Origin of the sequence: Undibacterium sp. MH2W (assembly GCF_049340215.1) — a bacterium.
GTDB lineage: Bacteria > Pseudomonadota > Gammaproteobacteria > Burkholderiales > Burkholderiaceae_D > Undibacterium.
In genome coordinates this window covers 57,612-76,597 of record NZ_JBMPPA010000010.1, presented here as the reverse complement: position 1 = coordinate 76,597, position 18,986 = coordinate 57,612, and the positions used below count along the sequence as shown (strand labels likewise).

16 protein-coding genes are annotated in these 18,986 nt (G+C 48.9%); 14 read left to right on the top strand and 2 right to left on the bottom strand.

Features of this window, described 5'->3' with window-relative positions:
• Nucleotides 1–22: 22 nt before the first annotated feature.
• Complete coding sequence (locus ACO0K2_RS18155; protein WP_423021457.1) at nucleotides 23–1,414, bottom strand: carbohydrate porin; 1,392 nt, start codon at nucleotides 1,412–1,414, stop codon at nucleotides 23–25.
• A 593-nt stretch (nucleotides 1,415–2,007) separates the two neighbouring features.
• Here ACO0K2_RS18155 and scpB point away from each other — a divergent pair.
• The 9 genes from scpB (at nucleotide 2,008) to ACO0K2_RS18110 (ending at nucleotide 14,465) form a co-directional block, all read left to right on the top strand.
• Nucleotides 2,008–2,895, top strand: a complete 888-nt coding sequence (scpB, locus tag ACO0K2_RS18150) for an SMC-Scp complex subunit ScpB (RefSeq protein ID WP_423021455.1) — start codon at nucleotides 2,008–2,010, stop codon at nucleotides 2,893–2,895.
• Nucleotides 2,876–4,549 (top strand): pseudouridine synthase, encoded by a 1,674-nt coding sequence (locus ACO0K2_RS18145; RefSeq protein WP_423021453.1) that lies wholly within the window; start codon nucleotides 2,876–2,878, stop codon nucleotides 4,547–4,549. The genes scpB and ACO0K2_RS18145 overlap by 20 nt, the downstream gene beginning before the upstream one ends.
• Nucleotides 4,550–4,758: 209 nt before the next feature.
• On the top strand, nucleotides 4,759–5,244 hold the full coding sequence (gene rimP, locus ACO0K2_RS18140) for a ribosome maturation factor RimP (protein WP_186913353.1): 486 nt from the start codon (nucleotides 4,759–4,761) through the stop codon (nucleotides 5,242–5,244).
• Nucleotides 5,241–6,800, top strand: a complete 1,560-nt coding sequence (gene nusA, locus ACO0K2_RS18135; RefSeq protein ID WP_423021451.1) for a transcription termination factor NusA — start codon at nucleotides 5,241–5,243, stop codon at nucleotides 6,798–6,800. The genes rimP and nusA overlap by 4 nt, the downstream gene beginning before the upstream one ends.
• Before the next feature lie 47 nt (nucleotides 6,801–6,847).
• Entirely contained in the window at nucleotides 6,848–9,706 is a 2,859-nt protein-coding gene (infB, locus tag ACO0K2_RS18130) for a translation initiation factor IF-2 (RefSeq protein ID WP_423021449.1), read from the top strand.
• 68 nt (nucleotides 9,707–9,774) lie between these two features.
• Complete coding sequence (gene rbfA, locus ACO0K2_RS18125) at nucleotides 9,775–10,194, top strand: 30S ribosome-binding factor RbfA (protein ID WP_423021446.1); 420 nt, start codon at nucleotides 9,775–9,777, stop codon at nucleotides 10,192–10,194.
• Nucleotides 10,195–10,231: 37 nt separating this feature from the next.
• Nucleotides 10,232–11,164, top strand: a complete 933-nt coding sequence (truB, locus tag ACO0K2_RS18120) for a tRNA pseudouridine(55) synthase TruB (RefSeq protein WP_423021444.1) — start codon at nucleotides 10,232–10,234, stop codon at nucleotides 11,162–11,164.
• A gap of 433 nt (nucleotides 11,165–11,597) precedes the next feature.
• The gene (gene typA, locus ACO0K2_RS18115) at nucleotides 11,598–13,433 is read left to right on the top strand and encodes a translational GTPase TypA (RefSeq protein WP_423021442.1); all 1,836 of its coding nucleotides are present in this window, start codon (nucleotides 11,598–11,600) and stop codon (nucleotides 13,431–13,433) included.
• 156 nt (nucleotides 13,434–13,589) lie between these two features.
• A complete protein-coding gene (locus tag ACO0K2_RS18110; protein ID WP_423021440.1) occupies nucleotides 13,590–14,465 on the top strand; it encodes a DMT family transporter in 876 nt (291 codons plus the stop codon).
• 11 nt (nucleotides 14,466–14,476) lie between these two features.
• Here the strand turns inward: ACO0K2_RS18110 and ACO0K2_RS18105 are convergent, their stop codons facing one another.
• On the bottom strand, nucleotides 14,477–15,700 hold the full coding sequence (locus ACO0K2_RS18105) for a GRAS family protein (RefSeq protein ID WP_423021438.1): 1,224 nt from the start codon (nucleotides 15,698–15,700) through the stop codon (nucleotides 14,477–14,479).
• A gap of 351 nt (nucleotides 15,701–16,051) precedes the next feature.
• Here ACO0K2_RS18105 and yegQ point away from each other — a divergent pair, with 351 nt between their 5' ends.
• The 5 genes from yegQ to ACO0K2_RS18080 all read left to right on the top strand — a co-directional run bounded on the left by yegQ (nucleotide 16,052) and on the right by ACO0K2_RS18080 (nucleotide 18,962).
• Nucleotides 16,052–17,416 carry a tRNA 5-hydroxyuridine modification protein YegQ gene (yegQ, locus tag ACO0K2_RS18100; RefSeq protein ID WP_423021436.1) on the top strand — a complete coding sequence of 455 codons (1,365 nt, stop codon included), beginning with the start codon at nucleotides 16,052–16,054 and terminating at the stop codon, nucleotides 17,414–17,416.
• Nucleotides 17,417–17,563: 147 nt separating this feature from the next.
• Nucleotides 17,564–17,869 carry a DUF1294 domain-containing protein gene (locus tag ACO0K2_RS18095; protein WP_423021434.1) on the top strand — a complete coding sequence of 102 codons (306 nt, stop codon included), beginning with the start codon at nucleotides 17,564–17,566 and terminating at the stop codon, nucleotides 17,867–17,869.
• 145 nt (nucleotides 17,870–18,014) lie between these two features.
• A complete protein-coding gene (locus ACO0K2_RS18090; protein ID WP_423021432.1) occupies nucleotides 18,015–18,302 on the top strand; it encodes a hypothetical protein in 288 nt (95 codons plus the stop codon).
• A complete protein-coding gene (locus ACO0K2_RS18085) occupies nucleotides 18,265–18,594 on the top strand; it encodes a DMT family transporter (RefSeq protein ID WP_423021430.1) in 330 nt (109 codons plus the stop codon). The genes ACO0K2_RS18090 and ACO0K2_RS18085 overlap by 38 nt, the downstream gene beginning before the upstream one ends.
• A gap of 47 nt (nucleotides 18,595–18,641) precedes the next feature.
• A complete protein-coding gene (locus tag ACO0K2_RS18080; RefSeq protein WP_423021428.1) occupies nucleotides 18,642–18,962 on the top strand; it encodes a hypothetical protein in 321 nt (106 codons plus the stop codon).
• Nucleotides 18,963–18,986 lie beyond the last annotated feature (24 nt).

The window sequence follows — 18,986 nt, the reverse complement described above, 5'->3', positions numbered from 1 at the left end:
AGACGTTGGCGGCGTTTCGGCATCAAAAACTTGCATGTATCCTTGTTCCAAAAATCGAGACAGGTCCACGATCTTTGTTGTACGCGGGATGGGTGATGTGTTGGTAGTCGATGCTGAGCGTTATCGCCGGATGTAGGTGCCACGCGTAGTAAATTTCGGAGATTTTTTCAGGGGCATAATTAAGCCGCCCATCGCCAATCAGTAAGCCTAAGCCGCCAGCAGCGAAATAGGCGCGGGCATCGCTAGAAAGACGGTTTTCAATGAACGCGATACCAATGTTGTCGTCGTCCCTGTGCCACGCATTGCCTTTGATCATCAGGCCCGTCGATAGGGATTGATTGATGTCGGTGAACTCATAGGTTTCTTTGTCGCCGCGATTGGCGCTAAGACGCAGGAATGCCCCCATGTTTGCTGCTAGTTCTTGCTCGGCATTGAGCACAATCCCAGGGCGTGAACTGGCGCGGCGTACGAGTGAGACATCTGGCGTCGTGTTGGTCTGTTGGCTGAGTGCGATGGCGTCAGCATAGCTTCCCATGTTGCCTTGATTCACCCACGCCAATAGCTTTAATTTTCCGGGATGTCCCCACAGGGTATGCCTTTCTTCAAGCTCGATATTGGTTGCGTTACCGCCAAAATGAATTCGTGTGATTTTGCCGTTTGGTACAGGAGACAATTGAAAGAAACCGGCGCGTACAGTCCACCAGTCCTGAGTCCATTCAATAGCGCCGCCCCAAGTAAAGCCCCAAGGGTCGGCAGCATAATCGTATGTACCACCATCCAATGCCGACCAATTCATAAAGTCAGCGCGCGGATCGTGCGCGTAACTATTCGTATCAAAGACATCGGTTACCGCAAATTTCCCTACGGTGATCGCGATATTGTTGGCCGAAACGATGCTGGCGAGTTGATTGGCGTTCGCCTCCACGGTCGTCGCTTCTCCGCTAAGGGAAATGTTTTGATGGAAGAATAGGCGTGGAAACCGTAAGTAAGGTTGATTGGCACCGAGTTTATAGGCGCCACCGTTCGAAAATCCAGCCAAGCCCTGTGTGTCGTTAAAACCATGACCCTGATCCACTTCCGCGTTGATCCAGATCTCCCCGTCCTTCCAAAGACGTTTTCCCAAGAACAGCGTCATGTCAGTCGTTTCTTCCGTGCGACTGAGTGCGGTAAGGCTTTGCTGACCGCTATAAGGGGCGCTGAAACTGGGGTGGTGTTGGGTGATGTTGGTCAATTGTCCATGTATTGCCCAATCCTCTGGCGTGATTGTCGGAGTGGTGACCTTTGTTGAGGTGTCTTCGGGTATCGCAACTGAGGTGTCCGCCGCGCAAACCGGCGCACTGAGAGCAATGAGGGTGGCGAAGAGGGCAGTTGGTAGGAGGTGTTGGTGGAAGGTGAGCGCTTTAAGTGATTTCATGAAAAGTGCAGTCGATTCAACAGATGGTCTGATGCAATAGTTAGTCTTGAAGAAAGTATCTCTTCAGAAAACCATCATTATAGGGTGGTTAATCGATGGGAGCGTCGTTATGGGGCATGAAATCGCGAGCTTATTGAGAAATCCAGTATAATGTCAGCAGGATAAGCCCAAAGCGTTATCGACAACGCGTTGTTGAATAAGCGCCCGTTTGTGTTTTTCGTCAGGGTTTTAACCCACGTTGGCGAGGATGAAGTAAGGTTTTCTCACCAGAATAGTCCTGAATTGACCGTCGAACGATGCGCATTCAGGGATTGAAAGCGATGTTAAAAGCGTGGCTTTTAGATCGACTTGCAATTTATTTTTGATTGCAAGGGATAATCTGGACTACAATCTAGTGTCTACTAATTTGATGGGTAGAGCGCAACGACTGTGTTGTGTTTCCTAAACTCCCTGATCTGCCCGCTCGCGGGCGTTGCGAGTAAATACACTCGCAGCAAAATTAAATACATATAAAACGTGTGGTGTTAGCCGTTGATCTTTCCGGTTTAACCCAGTGTATGGCATCAATTAAACCCGTGTAATCTATTACTTGCATGAATACTGCTGAGGCAAAGCGAGTCCTCGAAACAGCCTTGTTATGCGCGCCTGAGCCGCTAACAGTCAATAACATGAAAAAACTGTTTCAAGAGGCCGACGATCAAGGAGATGTGGTCGGCGCCGATACGATCAAAATGCTGTTGGAAGATTTGCGCCGAGATTGGTCGGACAAAGGAATTGAGCTCGTTGGCTTGTCGACTGGCTGGCGCTTCCAAAGTCGTCCAGAAATGCGTGCTTACATTGATCGACTGAATCCTGAAAAGCCGCCGAAATATTCCCGTGCGACACTGGAAACGCTTGCAATTATTGCGTACCGTCAACCGGTAACACGTGGCGATATCGAAGAAATCCGCGGCGTGACTGTGTCCACGCAAATGGTGAAAACCTTGGAAGACCGCGGGTGGATTGAGACCATCGGGCACCGTGACGTGCCTGGTCGCCCGGCATTGTTTGCAACGACAAAGCAATTTTTGAGCGATATGGGGCTCTCGTCGCTTGATCAGTTGCCGCCTTTGCAACAAGTCCGCAAAGAGGATGACGAGGAGTTGGTGGCGAAGCCAGACCTTGATGCGCAACTGGCAGGCTTCGGCGTTGAAGAGCCTAATTTTGCCGAAATGGTCTCTGTTGCTGTCGAAATGAGTGAAGACCTCGTGACCGATGCTTCAGAGGGTCAACTTGTTGATCCACAAGTTGAAATAGATCAAGAAGGGGACAATTCCCCCGAGTTAGTAGTAACTCAGGACGTTGTTGAGACGACGTCCTTAGAAACGGAAGAAATAAGTGATCAGGCTGCCAGTGCATTGGTGCCAGATAATGAACTGGATGCTGAGCAGCAGCCGCAAATAGAATCAAATGAATTGAAGAATGAATCCCATGAATCCTGAAGATGTAATAGTTGATAAAAATGCTAGCGGCGATGCTGCTGGATCCGATGAAGGCAAGCCAAGTGGCCGTGGGTCACGTGGTGTGCGTGGACCGCGCAACATGCGCCGCTCCCCGCGCCCTAAAGCGGATGCCAATGAGTCGTCAGCCTCAGCCGAGGCTAGCGGTGTGACGGTGGGTGGTGCGGATGGTGCCTCAGAAGCTGGCCGTCCTGCACGCGCACCGCGTGCTGCCAATGCTGGTCGTGCTCGTAAGCCTCGTGCTGATGGTGAGCAAGCTGCACCTCGTGCCGAGCGCGCAGCAGGTGCTGAACGGACAGAGCGTACAGAGCGTACAGAGCGCGGTCCACGTACTCCTCGGGAGGGTGTTCAGGCAGGTCGTGGGCCAAATCGCGGGAATGGAAAACGTTCTTCGCAGGCAAATGCCGCTCGCCGTGACGCGAGCAATCCAGATGATGTTTTTTCGTTTGTGACTTCTGATGCTTATGACGCATCGTTCTCGGACGCCGATGAGCCAAAAGGCCGTGGAAAAAATGCCAAGCCTGTCCGTCGTGATTTGACGGCAGACGACGATGCGCCAAAATTGCACAAAGTATTAGCGGAAGCGGGTCTGGGATCGCGCCGTGACATGGAAGAATTGATTGTTGCTGGTCGTGTGTCAGTTAATGGCGAGCCGGCACATATTGGTCAGCGGATTTTGCCGACAGATCAAGTACGCATTAACGGTAAGCCGATTATGCGAAAAATCAGCAAAAAACCGCCTCGTGTCCTGATTTACCATAAGCCAGCTGGCGAAATCGTCAGTACAAACGATCCCGAAGGCCGTACATCGGTGTTTGATAGCTTGCCAACCATGAAAATGGGTAAATGGTTAGCCGTTGGCCGTTTGGATTACAACACGGAAGGCTTGTTGTTGTTTACAACCTCTGGTGATCTTGCCAATCGATTAATGCACCCACGCTACGGTATTGAACGTGAGTACGCCGTACGTACGCTTGGCGAGTTGGAAGAAGGGATGCGTCAGCGTCTGTTGGCGGGTGTTGAGCTTGAGGATGGCTTGGCGCAATTTTCCAAAATCTCCGATGGCGGCGGTGAAGGTGTGAATAAATGGTATCGCGTCATTATCGGTGAAGGCCGTAATCGCGAGGTGCGCCGTATGTTTGAGGCGGTAGGACTGACTGTTTCTCGTTTGATTCGTACGCGCTATGGCGCAATGACGTTGCCTGCCAACCTGAAGCGTGGTCGTTGGGAGGAGTTGGAAGAAGATGCAGTTCGTAGCCTTTTGAAGCTGAGCGGCCTGGAAAAGACGGCAAGCGATAAGCCTGCCGCAAAAGGTGGTAAGTCGTTTGGCAATAAAGCGGCGCCTGCAGGTCCTTACGCGCAAAAGCAGCCAACGTTCCCGATGTCGAGTGGTCGTGGCGATGCCCGTAGTGAGTTTGGCGTTGGTCGTGGTGGTAATGCCAATGGAAACAAGGTAGGTGGTAATGGTGCAGGTGCAGGTGCTGGTGCTAAAAAGCGCCCACGTCAACCTGATCCGCTGCAAACCGCCCTTGGTTTCCCTGATGCTGGACAGCAACGTCGTGGTCCGACGACCCGCGGAAGTGGGCAAGCGATTGGTCAGGGTATTGCCGCTCGCCGCCGCTCGCGGGGTGCTTGATCTGACTGCGCAGATGTGGTTGTTTTACCCTGTTTTTGATTGCGACAGGGTAGAAAATCGTTTATAATCTGGTAGTTAGTAGTTTATGCCTGATGAATTTAAAATCTCGGCGCAAATAAAAGATGGGCTTAGCCCATTTTTTTTTGGTTTTATCATTTGCGTACGTGGAATACTATGTTTATCTGGGTTTGTGTTGATCGGAGAATAGTTTGGTTTTGTTGGATTTGATAGAGAAAACCGTCAATGGTACCGGATATGATCTGGTGGATTTTGAGCAGGCCGAGCGCGGTTTGTTCAGGGTCTATATCGACTTTTTGCCTGCTGATCTTGAAAAAGGCAATATCGCGGTCGAAGATTGCGAAAAGGTAAGTCACCAGTTGTCGCATGTGCTGACGGTGGAAAATGTTAATTACGAACGTCTCGAAGTTTCTTCTCCAGGTCTTGATCGGCCGTTGAAGAAAGTGGCAGATTATGTGCGTTTTGTCGGTTGCGAAGTGACCGTTAAATTGCGCATGCCGATGCCTGGGACGCCCAACCGTAAAACGTTCACCGGTGTGTTGCACGAGCCTGAAGGTGAAAACCTGAAGCTAGAATTTGAAGTAAAAGATGGGTCGGCCATGCTGGAGTTTACGCTCGCCGATGTGGATAAGGCACGTCTGGTGCCACAAGTGGATTTTAGGAGTCGCAAAGCATGAGTCGTGATTTGTTGTTATTAGTGGATGTGCTGGCACGCGAAAAAAACGTCGATGAAGAAGTAGTCTTCGGTGCGCTGGAACATGCTTTGGCGCAAGCGACAAAAAAACGCTTCCCTGGTGAAGTTGATATCCGCGTCGAGATCGACCGTGATACTGGTGAATTCCGCTCTTTCCGTCGTTGGCATGTTGTGCCTGATGAGGCGGGTTTGCAATTGCCAGATCAAGAGATTTTGCATTTTGAAGCAGTGGAAGATGATCCGGAGATTCAAATCGATGATTACATCGAAGAAGAAATCGAGTCCGTTGATTTTGGTCGCCGCTTTGCGCAAGATACAAAACAAGTCGTGTTGCAACGTATCCGTGATGCGGAACGTGAACAGATTCTGGCTGACTTCCTTGAGCGTGGCGATTCCCTGGTAACCGGTACCATCAAGCGCATGGAACGCGGCGACGCAGTGGTTGAATCTGGTAAGATCGAGGCACGCTTGCCACGCGATCAGATGATTCCAAAAGAAAACTTGCGTGTTGGCGATCGCGTCCGTGCTTACATCTTGCGTATTGATCGTAACGCACGTGGTCCACAGGTGATCTTGTCCCGTACCGCTCCTGAATTCATCATGAAATTGTTTGAGCTGGAAGTGCCAGAGATCGAACAAGGTACATTGGTCATTAAATCTGCAGCGCGTGACGCTGGTGTGCGTGCGAAGATCGCTGTTCACACGAACGACAAACGTATCGATCCTATCGGCACTTGTGTTGGTATGCGTGGTTCACGCGTCCAAGCGGTGACTGGTGAATTGGGTGGTGAGCGTGTTGATATCGTTCTGTGGTCTGAAGATCCAGCGCAGTTCGTGATCGGTGCGTTGGCACCAGCGAATGTGTCTTCCATCATGGTTGATGAAGAAAAACACGGCATGGATGTTGTTGTGGATGAAGAAAACCTCGCCATCGCGATCGGCCGTAGCGGACAGAACGTTCGTTTGGCAGCGGAATTGACTGGCTGGCAAATCAACATCATGACTGCAGAAGAATCTGCAAACAAGGCAGAGCAAGAAACTGCGGGTATCCGCGCCTTGTTCATGGAAAAACTCGACGTTGATCAAGAAGTAGCTGAAATTCTGGTCGATGAAGGTTTCTCTAGCCTCGAAGAAATTGCTTACGTACCGATCAGCGAAATGCTCGAAATCGAAGCATTCGATGAAGATACCGTAACAGAGTTGCGTAACCGTGCACGCGACGCACTTTTGACAGAAGCCATTGCTTCTGAAGAAGGTTTAGAAGGCATGGATGATAATTTGTTGAACCTCGAAGGTATGACCCGTGTTACCGCCGGTAAACTGGGCTTGGCTGGTATTAAAACACTCGCTGCTTTCGCTGGTCTGGCTTATGACGAATTTGGCGCGATTTTGGCATTGTCTGCCGACCGTTCACGCCATTTGATTAAAGAAGCATTTGAAGATGTGACCGATGATGAGATGAAACTCATCGACGCTAAATATGATGATCAAGCCAAAGCTTTGTTAGCTACCGCTTGGAAACTCGTAGAAGCTAAGTAATTCACGGGTTTCAAATTCATAACGCGCACATAGAAAAAGAGGACTGAATGGCGAGTAACAACGTTGCCCAATTTGCCACCGAGCTGAAAATGTCAGCGGATTTGTTGCTCACGCAATTGCGTGCAGCAGGAGTCGAAAAAAAATCGACCTCAGATTCATTGACAAAAGAAGATAAGGATAGACTGCTAGAACACCTGCGTCGTTCCCATGGATCTGCTGTTGACAATGAAAAGAAAAAAATCACGCTGACTCGTAAAGAGACAACGGAGATCAAACAGGCCGATGCTACGGGCAAATCTCGCACCATTCAGGTCGAAGTTCGTAAGAAACGTACATTCGTTAAACGTGACGAAGTGGTTGCGGATGATGCAGCAGCGCGGACACCGGCTGCTGAACCAGAAGAAGTGGAAGTGAACGAGGAAGAAGCGCGCCGCGAGGCAGAGCTGATTGCTCGTCAAGAAGCTGAATTACGCGAAAAACAAGAACGCCTTGCCAAGCTGGAAGCGGAAAAAGAAGCCCAAGCCAAAGCAATGCGTGAAGCGGCTGAAGCCGAGGCTGCAAAAGCCGAAGCCGAGCGCTTGAAAGCGGAACAAGCTGCAGCAGCCGCTGCCGCAGCAAAAACTGTAGAAGTAAAACCTTCTCAGTCAGATGAAGAGAAGAAACGTTTGGACGCAGAAGAAGCAAAGAAAAAAGCCGCCTTAGAAGCGAAAGAGGCAGCGGAACGTGCAGCAGCAACTGAAAAAGCAAGAAAAGCAGTCGCTGATGAAGTAGCACAAATCAAAGAAATGATGAATGCAGCACGTCGCCCAGCAAAAGCGCCGGCACCTGCTGCGCCTGTCGCCGCTCCAAAGGTGGCTGAGGGCACGTTGCATAAGCCAACAGATAAAAAAGTAGGCGATAAAAAGCCTGCACCTGCGGCGACAACGGACAAAAAAGAAGAGAAAAAACCAGCGACAGCAGATAAGAAAGCAATCAAATCTGCCAACGTCTCTTCTACATGGTCAGAAGAATCTAAAAAACGCAGTGGTGGTTTGAAAACCCGCGGTGATACTTCCGGTGGTCGCGAAGGTTGGAAGGGCGGTCCTAAAGGACGCCGTAACAACCATCACGAAGAACGTGAATCTAATTTCCAAGTGCCTGTTGAAGCCATCGTAAAAGATGTGTTTGTTCCAGAGACACTGACAGTGGCTGAATTAGCACACAAAATGTCTGTGAAGGCATCCGAAGTGATTAAGCATTTGATGAAGTTAGGTCAGATGTGCACGATCAACCAGGTGCTCGATCAAGAGACAGCGATGATTTTGGTCGAAGAGATGGGTCACAAAGCATTTGCGGCCAAACTTGATGATCCAGAAGCAGCGCTGACAGATGTTGCAGAACACGCAGAATACGAAACGTTCCCACGTGCACCAGTTGTCACGGTCATGGGTCACGTTGATCACGGTAAAACATCGTTGCTCGATTATATTCGTCGCGCCAAAGTGGCTTCCGGCGAAGCGGGTGGTATTACCCAGCATATCGGTGCATACCACGTAGAAACACCACGCGGCATGATTACCTTCCTCGATACACCAGGTCACGAAGCCTTTACGGCAATGCGTGCACGTGGTGCGAAGGCAACGGATATCGTTATTCTGGTCGTGGCAGCGGACGACGGCGTGATGCCGCAAACACGTGAAGCGATTGCGCATGCAAAAGCTGCTGGTGTACCGCTGGTTGTTGCGATCAACAAAATTGATAAACCAGGTGGCAATGCTGACCGCGTAACACAAGAATTGATCGCTGAAAGCGTCGTTCCTGAAGAATACGGTGGCGATTCGCCATTTGTTCAAGTATCTGCAAAAACAGGTCAAGGGATTGATTCCTTGTTGGAAAACGTGCTGTTGCAAGCTGAAGTTCTTGAATTGCGCGCAGCAGTTGACGCACCAGCGAAAGGTCTCGTTGTTGAGGCGCGTCTGGATAAAGGTCGCGGTACCGTGGCAACGATCCTGGTGCAGTCAGGTACCTTGAAGCGCGGTGACGTTGTTCTGGCGGGTTCTTCTTACGGTCGTGTTCGTGCGATGTTGGATGAGAACGGCTTGAACATTGCGCAAGCAGGTCCATCGATCCCTGTTGAGATCCAAGGTTTGACAGAAGTGCCAGCGGCAGGTGAAGAAGTGATGGTCATGGTAGATGAACGTAAAGCACGTGAAATCGCCCTGTTCCGTCAAGGTAAGTTCCGTGATGTGAAACTCGCAAAACAACAAGCTGCTAAGCTCGAAAACATGTTTGAAAACATGGGTGAAGGCGAAGTGAAGAATCTGCCGATCATCGTCAAGACCGATGTTCAGGGTTCCCAAGAAGCCTTGGTTCAGTCCTTGCAGAAATTGTCCAACAGCGAAGTACGCGTTCAAGTTGTTCACGCTGCCGTTGGTGGTATCTCTGAAAACGACGTCAACTTGGCAGTCGCTTCTAAAGCAGTGATTATCGGCTTTAACACACGTGCAGACGCGTCTGCTCGTAAGTTGGCTGAATCAAACGGCGTCGATATTCGTTACTACAACATCATTTACGATGCTGTGGACGAAGTCAAAGCAGCGTTGTCCGGTATGTTGGCTCCAGAAAAACGCGAACAGATCATCGGTATGGTCGAAGTACGTCAAGTCTTCTTGGTCAGCAAAGTCGGCGCGATCGCCGGTTGCTTGGTCACCGACGGTACTGTTAAGCGTACATCGTCTGTTCGTCTGTTGCGTAACAACGTGGTGACATGGACAGGTGAGTTGGATTCTCTCAAGCGTTACAAAGACGACGCGAAAGAAGTCAAGGCCGGTATGGAATGCGGCTTGTCACTGAAAGGTTACAACGACATCCAAGTGGGCGATTCGCTCGAAATATTTGAAGTTCAAGAGATAGCACGTACGCTCTAATCACTTCCACCCCGGACTTGTTCCGGGGTTCTGCTTTATGGCAAAGATGAAAGCGTAGAAAAGAATTTATGGCAAAACATAGTAAAAATATTCCTGGTCGTGGTCTGCGCGTGGCAGATCAGATCCAGAAGGATTTGGCAGAGATTATCTGGTCCGAATTAAAGGATCCGCGTGTTGGCATGATCACGTTGACTGAAGTGCAGTTAACGCCAGATTATGCGCATGCAAAAATTTACTTTACTGCATTGGTGGATGATCCTGTTGCAGTCAAGGCAACCAATGATGCGCTGACGAAAGCGGCGGGTTTTTTGCGTGCGCAATTGGGTTTGCGTTTGCGTATTCACACCTTGCCGCAGCTGCATTTCATTCATGACACATCGACCATTCGTGGTATCGCTATGTCGAAATTAATCGATGAAGCAAATGCTAGTCGCGCAAAAGACGATGCCGTCGATGAGCCTGCTGCTGACAAAGATTCCGACGCCTGATAACGCACTCTGACCAGCTATCAGGCTGGCGCGATCAATGACTAACCAGATAAAAAAACGTCCCCGTGTTCCAGTGCACGGTGTATTGCTATTGGATAAGCCAGTCGGGTTTTCTAGTAACGACGCGCTGATCAAGGCAAAACGCTTCTTGAATGCGCTCAAGGCAGGTCACACCGGCACGCTTGATCCATTCGCAACAGGTTTGTTGCCCTTGTGCTTCGGTGAGGCAACAAAATTTTCTCAGGATTTGTTAGAGGCGGATAAGACGTACACGACGGTGGTACATCTTGGTGTCACGACAACTACTGGAGATACTGAGGGTGAGGTACTTGCACAAACTCCAGTGGATACAACGGTGTCGCAAATTGAAGCAGTGTTAAAGCAATTTACTGGGCCGATTAAGCAAGTGCCGCCGATGTACTCTGCATTGAAGCGTGACGGAAAACCTTTGTATGAATATGCGCGTGCAGGCGTGACGCTGGAGCGGGAGTCCCGTGATGTGGTGATTCATGCGCTTGATTTGTTAAGCTATGACGCTCCATTTCTGACGCTCAAGGTAACTTGCAGCAAAGGAACCTATGTGCGCGTTCTCGGCGAGGATATCGGTGCTGCGCTTGGATGTGGTGCTCATCTCAAGGAGTTGCGCCGGATTCAAGTGGGGCATTTAGTCTTGGAGAAGTCGATTACGTTGGCTTCGCTAGAAGAATTGCCTGACGAAGAGCGTTTAGCGTTGCTTGATCCTGTCGATGCGCTGTTATCGAGTTTCCCAGTTGTTCAACTCAATGACACATTGGCAACGCGTTTCCTGCATGGTCAACGCTTGGCCTTAGGTAAGGAAGAGGGCGTCACGTTGCCGGCAGAAATTGGGCGTGTCCGTGTGTATCGCGAATCTGATGGGCAATTGTTAGGATCGGCGCAGTTGCAAGAGTTTCAGATTTTGGCGCCTGAGCGTCTTATTAATACGCAATAGCACGCAATAGCACCCAATAGCGCGCAATGCTAAAAAATTTCCATTGAGAAATATTGTTCTGATATGTTTTTGATCATATCAGGCGCAATAATAATTACCGGCCATTCAACCAAGAGATGCCGTCGTTAGACGTCGTCAATGTGGTGGTGGTCTTTATGACCGACCTAAGAAAAAGACATGCTAGGGTTTGTCATCGCTTTGTAGTAACTCCCTGAAATAATAGAGTGAACCAACAGAGGAAACTGCGAGACCATGGTGTGCGATGGCGGTCGAACCAATTGCGGAGTCGACGCGTTGCTGATCTTTATTTTTCTTCGATGCAAAGCTGACTTAAAAAGACTCACTCTGACGCTAATGCATCGTATTTGTCTGCTTTTGCGTTGCAACATGTTATAATCTTAGGTTATCCGATTTACCCCAAACGAACGTTATCATGTCCACTACAAAACGCGCTATTCGCAACATCGCCATTATCGCTCACGTCGATCACGGCAAAACCACCTTGGTTGATCAATTATTGCGTCAATCCGGCACTTTCCGTGACAACCAACAGGTTGATTCCCGCGTGATGGATTCCAATGATATTGAAAAAGAACGTGGTATCACGATTCTGTCCAAAAACTGTGCAGTTGAATACAAAGGCACACACATCAATATCGTTGATACCCCAGGCCATGCCGATTTCGGTGGTGAAGTTGAGCGCGTATTGTCCATGGTTGACAGCGTTTTGTTGCTGGTCGATGCACAAGAAGGTCCAATGCCACAAACACGTTTTGTGACACGTAAAGCATTGGCGTTGGGTCTCAAGCCTATCGTTGTTGTGAACAAGATCGACCGCGAAAATGCTGACCCACAAAAAGCAGTTAATCTGACATTTGAATTGTTCGACAAACTCGGTGCAACCGACGAACAATTAGATTTCCCTATCATTTACGCGTCCGGCTTCAAAGGCTACGCTGGTCTGGAAGACACAGTGCGTGAAGGTACGATGGAACCGCTGTTTGATGCGATCCTGAAGCACGTTCCTGCACGTGAAGATGACCCAGACGGTCCTTTGCAATTGCAAATCACTTCCTTAGAATACTCTTCTTACGTTGGTAAGATCGGTGTTGGTCGTATCTTGCGTGGTCGTGTAAAAGGTTTGCAAGATGTTGTTTGGATGAATGGTCCAGAAGACAAACCAACAAAAGCGCGTATCAACCAAGTCCTGACATTCAAAGGTTTGGATCGCGTCCAAGTGGATGAAGCATTGGCTGGTGACATCGTATTGATTAACGGTATCGAAGAAATCAGTATCGGCTCCACCATTTGCGCACCTGACGCCCCAGAAGCACTGCCAATGCTTAAGGTTGACGAGCCAACGTTGACGATGAACTTCATGGTGAACAGCTCACCATTGGCTGGTCGCGAAGGTAAATTCGTTACTACACGTCAGATCCGCGACCGTCTGGAACGCGAACTGAAATCCAACATGGCGTTGCGTGTTGTTCAGGCAGAGGGTGATGATTCGACCTACGAAGTATCCGGTCGTGGTGAATTGCATTTGACTATTCTGATCGAAAACATGCGTCGCGAAGGCTTTGAATTAGCGGTGTCCCGTCCACGCGTTGTGTTTAAAATGGTTGATGGTGTTCGTCATGAGCCATACGAAAACCTGACTGTTGACGTCGAAGAAGCAAACCAAGGCGGCGTCATGGAAGAATTGGGTCGTCGTCGTGGTGATCTGCAAAACATGGAACCGGACGGCAAAGGTCGTGTTCGTTTGGAATACCGTATTCCAGCACGTGGTCTGATCGGCTTCCAAGGCGAATTCATGACATTGACACGCGGTACTGGCTTGATGAGCCACGTGTTTGATGAGTACGCACCAGTGGACAACTCCCGTGGTGAAATGGCTGGCCGTCGTAACGGTGTGTTGATTTCCCAGGATGATGGTGCTGCTGTTGCTTACGCTATCTGGAAACTGCAAGATCGCGGCCGTATGTTCGTTGTTCATAACGACCCAGTATACGAAGGCATGATCATTGGTATCCATTCCCGTGACAACGACTTGGTTGTTAACCCAATTAAAGGTAAACAATTAACGAACGTCCGTTCTTCTGGTACAGACGAAGCGGTGCGCTTGGTTCCACCAATTCAAATGTCTTTGGAATACGCTGTTGAGTTCATTGAAGATGACGAATTGGTTGAAATTACACCGAAGAGCATTCGCCTGCGCAAACGTTACTTGAAAGAACACGAGCGTAAAAAGGCATCCCGCGAAGCATAATAGCTCGCTATAACATGCGCTGCGGCGCATGGAGATCAACCCGTTTCGCTCTTACCTTTTGGTGGGGCCAAACGGGTTTTTTATTTGCCCGCGCATCGAACGTTATTCGTTTGGTGATAGCGTGGGTACTCGCTTAAAAAACATGCTGGGAAAACTATGTCAAAAAAAATCAGCCACCGTCATGCCGTCATATTGATGATTTGCGCTGCGAGTTTATGGAGTATCGCAGGTGTGTTCACGCGTCACTTGGAAGTGGCGCGCGGTGTTGAGGTTACATTTTGGCGTAGTTTTTTTGCTGCCGTCTTTGTGGCGGGGGCGATGATCTCCCAATATGGACGAGGTTTTGTTGCGCGTTTAACGGCATCAGGCAAACTTGGTTTTATTTCAGGCTGTATGTGGGCAATTATGTACAGCTGTTTCATGATCGCAATCACGATGACGACTGTTGCGAACACATCGATCATGGAAAGTCTGGCGCCTCTTTTTACTGCTTTTCTGGCGTGGCTCGTCTTGCGTGAGAAGATTCCTGTACGTACTTGGTGGGCAATTGTTGCGGCGGTAGCAGGTATGGCGTGGATGTTTGTCGGAAGTCTTTCCGAAATCGATCACCGGGGTTTATTAGGCATGTTTATTGGATTAGGTGTTCCGCTCGCTTCGTCTGTCAACATGATCACCATGAAAAAAGGAGGGCATAGCGTTGATTTGATCCCTGCTGTGTTCTTGGGTGGCTCCATTTCGGCCATTGCCATGTTGCCATTCGCAATGCCTTTTCATGCATCGTTGCACGACATCCTTATTCTCGCTATCTTGGGCTTTTTTCAGTTGGGATTTCCCTGCATGCTGATGGTGCGCGCAGCACCGAGTCTGAGCGCGCCTGAGATCGCTTTGCTATCGCTGCTTGAGGTGTTATTGGCACCCATCTGGGCGTGGTTAGGCGCTGGAGAGATTCCAGCGCAAGCAACGATTGTCGGCGGGGCGGTGGTGTTAATCTCATTGGTCTGCAATGAGATTTTTGCCGAAGAAGTGGAGTGATGCGCGTTCGCTTAGGCAGCGCTGCGCCAGCAGGAGGCGGCGAGCAGCGGGCTATTGTTGTAGCCAAGACATAAGGCCTGGTTGCTCTGGAAAATTTGGAAGGGTGGCGATGTAGGAACAATATTGCGTAATGTTCTGCCGGTCCTTTCAAAGATATTATCAATGTGCGCGAATCCCGCCTCTTGCATTTGTTTCGCCCATACTTCTTTGCGTTCGTGACGTTCCACTCTATCCGGCCCATCGGCTGTCACGATATTAATAATTTCACGGCCAAAGAAGTCGTTTTCCAAGATAGCGCGCTCTTTTAAGTGGCGTGGGAATAAATATTCAAACGCATTGAAGATATGCATGTAGTGTTGAAACGCTTCGTAGCAACGATCTTCAAACGATGTCAAATTGTGGTTCGAGTCAGGTTCAACCATGGTGAGCAGTTGTGGCTCGAGCTGACGCAGTTGCAAGAGTAATGCGGCCCGCGAAAACTGGTCGTTTTTAATGGCATCGCCGGACGGTGTATGGTGTAAGGCGAGTGCCGCATTGATGACAAGAAATTCTCCAGAGCTGCGATCAATTTCTTTAAAAGCCATCTGTTCTGCTTTGGCGACGATCGGTGTGAAGGAGAACTCGATACCAACATCTTTCGCCTCGTTCACTAATTTATCCCGAACGTCATTCAACGTGGATTCTGTTCCCGGAATATCGATGCCGGTGATATGGATTTTTTTCGGATAAAAACTTGTCCCTTGCAGCAGAGCGAAAAGTGCGGACCACTGATTGCCAAGTCCAATCCCGATATCGATGATGTGTAGTCGGTTGGTATTGCACGCTTTCGCAAGGATAGCGAGGTTGACGGCGTTGTAGGCAAATCGGATAAACGGCGTGTGTTTCGCCAGTACATCATAGGCTTTGATCATCGCGATCGGGTTTGTCTCATCGTTGTAGAGATTACCCAAAAATTCGGTTTGCGAGTAGCAGCGGCGTTGGATGCCATTCATTAAGATACGGCTGAGACGATGTAATGGCGCGCCGCTGGGTTCGGTGAGAGAGAGTACTTCGCTGGCTTTTTTATACGCCTCTTCTTTTTGATTGACATGAAACAGCCGTGCGCTTTCAAGGACTTTCGCAAGGATGATTTCATTTCTTAATTGCTCAGTTTGTGTGTGTGCGATATGTCTCGCCTCTTGGGTGGTGAGAAGATTGTTTCTGCGGTCTCTGGCAGAGGTTGTTGGGGTAAGCATAGTTCCTTCTTTCGTAATTTTTTCCGTTGTCGGGGAGGCTGCTTAATCCCAGATTTAGTGAACAATCTTGTTGAGTAACCTGCTTAGTGAGTTGGGGATTAAGCGCAAAAAATTATAGAAGGTATAGTTTCTGCGCGGCATAAAGTAACAAAGAGTTGCTTCAGGTTGCATTTGGTTATAACTACAGTAACAAATTGGTTTGATGACACTTGATTGATCGATGCGCTATGGAATACGCATGCCATCAAAGTGTAGATGTTTGCGCTAGATCAAATACGATTACCAAAAAAATTGTGTTTGTTGTTTTATGGATTTAAAATCGCGAACATTTTATTTTTCGATTGCACCATCATGTTAAAAGCACCAGAACTCCTCTTGCCAGCTGGCTCCTTGGAAAAAATGCACGCTGCCTTCGATTTCGGTGCGGATGCGGTATATGCCGGTCAGCCTCGTTATAGCTTGCGTGCACGTAACAACGAATTCTCCACACTAGACGTCCTTCAGCAAGGCATTGATGGTGCGCACGCACGAGGAAAGTTGTTTTTTGTTGCCAGCAACATTTTTCCGCACAATTCAAAATTAAAAACCTACTTGCGCGACATGGAACCGGTCATTGCGATGAAGCCGGACGCGTTGATCATGGCTGATCCGGGATTGATCATGATGGTGCGTGAAAAATGGCCTGAGGTGCCAGTGCATTTATCGGTTCAGGCCAATGCAGTGAACTGGGCAGATGTGAAGTTTTGGAAAAAAATGGGGCTGACCCGCGTGATTCTTTCTCGTGAATTATCACTCGATGAAATTGAAGAGATTCGCCAAGAATGTCCAGACATGGAACTCGAAGTTTTCGTCCACGGTGCGCTGTGTATCGCATATTCCGGACGCTGTTTGTTATCTGGCTACTTCAATCACCGTGATCCGAATCAAGGTACGTGCACTAATTCTTGTCGTTGGGATTACAAAGTCGAAAATGCGACAGAAAATGAGACCGGTGACTTAGCACGTATTCCTGTCGAAACGATCCAGTTTAATTATCAAAAGGCATTGGAAGAGGCAAACCAGTCTTTTTCAGCGATGGGTGACATGCCGCGTCATCCACTGGCGGATCGTCCTTATTTGATTGAAGAATCGACCAAGCCAGGGCAGTTCATGCCGATTCTGGAAGATGAGCACGGCACCTACATTATGAATTCGAAAGATCTGCGCGCAGTCGAGCACGTCGAGCGCCTTGCCAAGATTGGCGTTGACTCCCTCAAGGTTGAAGGACGCACCAAATCCTTGTATTACGTGGCACGGACTGCGCAAGTTTATCGTCGTGCGATTGACGACGCTGTCGCAGGACGCCCGTTTAACCCGCAATTGCTCGGTGAATTGAATGGCCTCGCTAATCGGGGTTATACCGATGGTTTCTACCAGCGTCATCATACGCAAGATCATCAGAACTACATGGAAGGCGTTTCGCAAGCGCACCGTAGTCAGTATGTGGGACAGGTGCTTCAGATGAAGGACGGATGGGCCGAAATCGAAGTCAAAAATCGTTTTGCTGTCGGCGATCAGATTGAAATTATTTCGCCAGCCGGAAATGAGATCGTCACTTTGTCTGAAATGAAAAATGTGGACAATCAATCGATCAATATGATTGGCGGCGCTGGTCATAAAGTACGTATTCCGTTGGATGCGAAATACGAAAAAGCGTTAATTGCGAAAATGCTTTGAACGCTTTAAATGCTTTGAACGCGTTGTTCGTCGTGCTAGCGAAGTCTGTTGCAAAGTGCGGTGGGATATAATCAAGCGCCTATTTCTTCCTTCTTGGGCGTCACTATGGTGTGACGCCATGTGGTCTCTCTATCGAAGAAAGTTTGTGTGCCGACATCGTTTTTCGTTCTCTGCTGCGTGAGTGGGTTTTATCTCCTCATCAGTACAGTCACCTTTATTTACTACTGGATTGATAAGCGCGCTGCTAAAGCGCAGCGACAGCGCGTTCCTGAGCGTCGATTGCTATCACTTTGCTTGGCCGGCGGTTGGCCGGGTGCCATTCTTGCGCATCGACTATTGCGTCATAAATCTGTGAAGAGAAGTTATCAGCGATGGTTTCGGTTGATGATTTTTTTGCATATCGTCGGTCTGGGCCAGTTGGTGACGTGTATCTATCAGGCGATGCAAACATAGGATCTGGCCTCATATCGCCTATTTGAGCCGCTATCAATCCCTGTAATTCTCCTCATTTCCTGAGTAATTCTTTTTCCCTAAAGGCGTTGGTATCATGGTCTTTTTGGGGGAATTTCACTTTGATCTCGTTGACCGGATGGTTGCCATGGTGAATCTTCGAGCCGGACGAATGATGTGGGCACTGCTATCGGCTGTCTTTGCATTGACTTTTTTAGGTGATCGTCCGAACTTGCGTGGTTGGGGAGGTATCTCGATGATAGTCAGTGGTGTTTTGTTATTGGTATTCAGACGCTTACGGAATGTTGTCGCTGTGTCGTTGGGTTATTTCTGGGATAATGCACCTTTCACCATTCGAACCCCCACATATCCATGTGGTATGTATCTCAGGAAACAATATGAATTGGCTTTATCTCGGTCTGGCAATTATTTGTGAAGTGATCGCCACCTCTGCGCTCAAGGCATCATCAGGTTTTACACGTCCTGTGCCCACCGTTATTCTCGCTGTTGGTTATACAGCGGCATTTTATTTCTTGTCACTCACACTGCGAAGTATTCCTGTGGGTATCGCTTATGCAGTCTGGTCTGGTGTCGGCGTTGTATTGATTTCACTAGTGGCGTGGTTGTTGTATGGACAGGAACTGGATGTGCCCGCGATGCTCGGAATGGGGTTAATTGTTGCAGGCGTGATCGTCCTTAATTTGTTTTCGAAAACGGTGAGCCACTGAAATACTGAAACGCTGAAACCGTCCTCAACGTTGCGATCAAAGTCGTCATGAAAAATATTGATAAATTAAAATTGTTCCCCTTAGCGCGCATCATGACCCTTGCGGTGTTTTCGTGGGCGGCATTGTCGGGTCTCACACGTGGAATCATCAACCATACATTGAGTGAAACCCTGATTGGTGTATCGTTTGTGTTTTGGTGTGTCGAGTCATTTTTAAAGCCGATCGTGTTTGCAAAACCAACTCCTGAATTTCTTGAGCGTAAAGCGCTCGCGACGATCGGCTCTCCTGCGTTGCATCGTTTTTTGTCAGTCAGCGCAATTGTTTGTATGGCGGGTGGTTACATCGCCCGCTACCTCATAGAGCGTTAGGCTCGTTTTGATGATTGCCTGTTG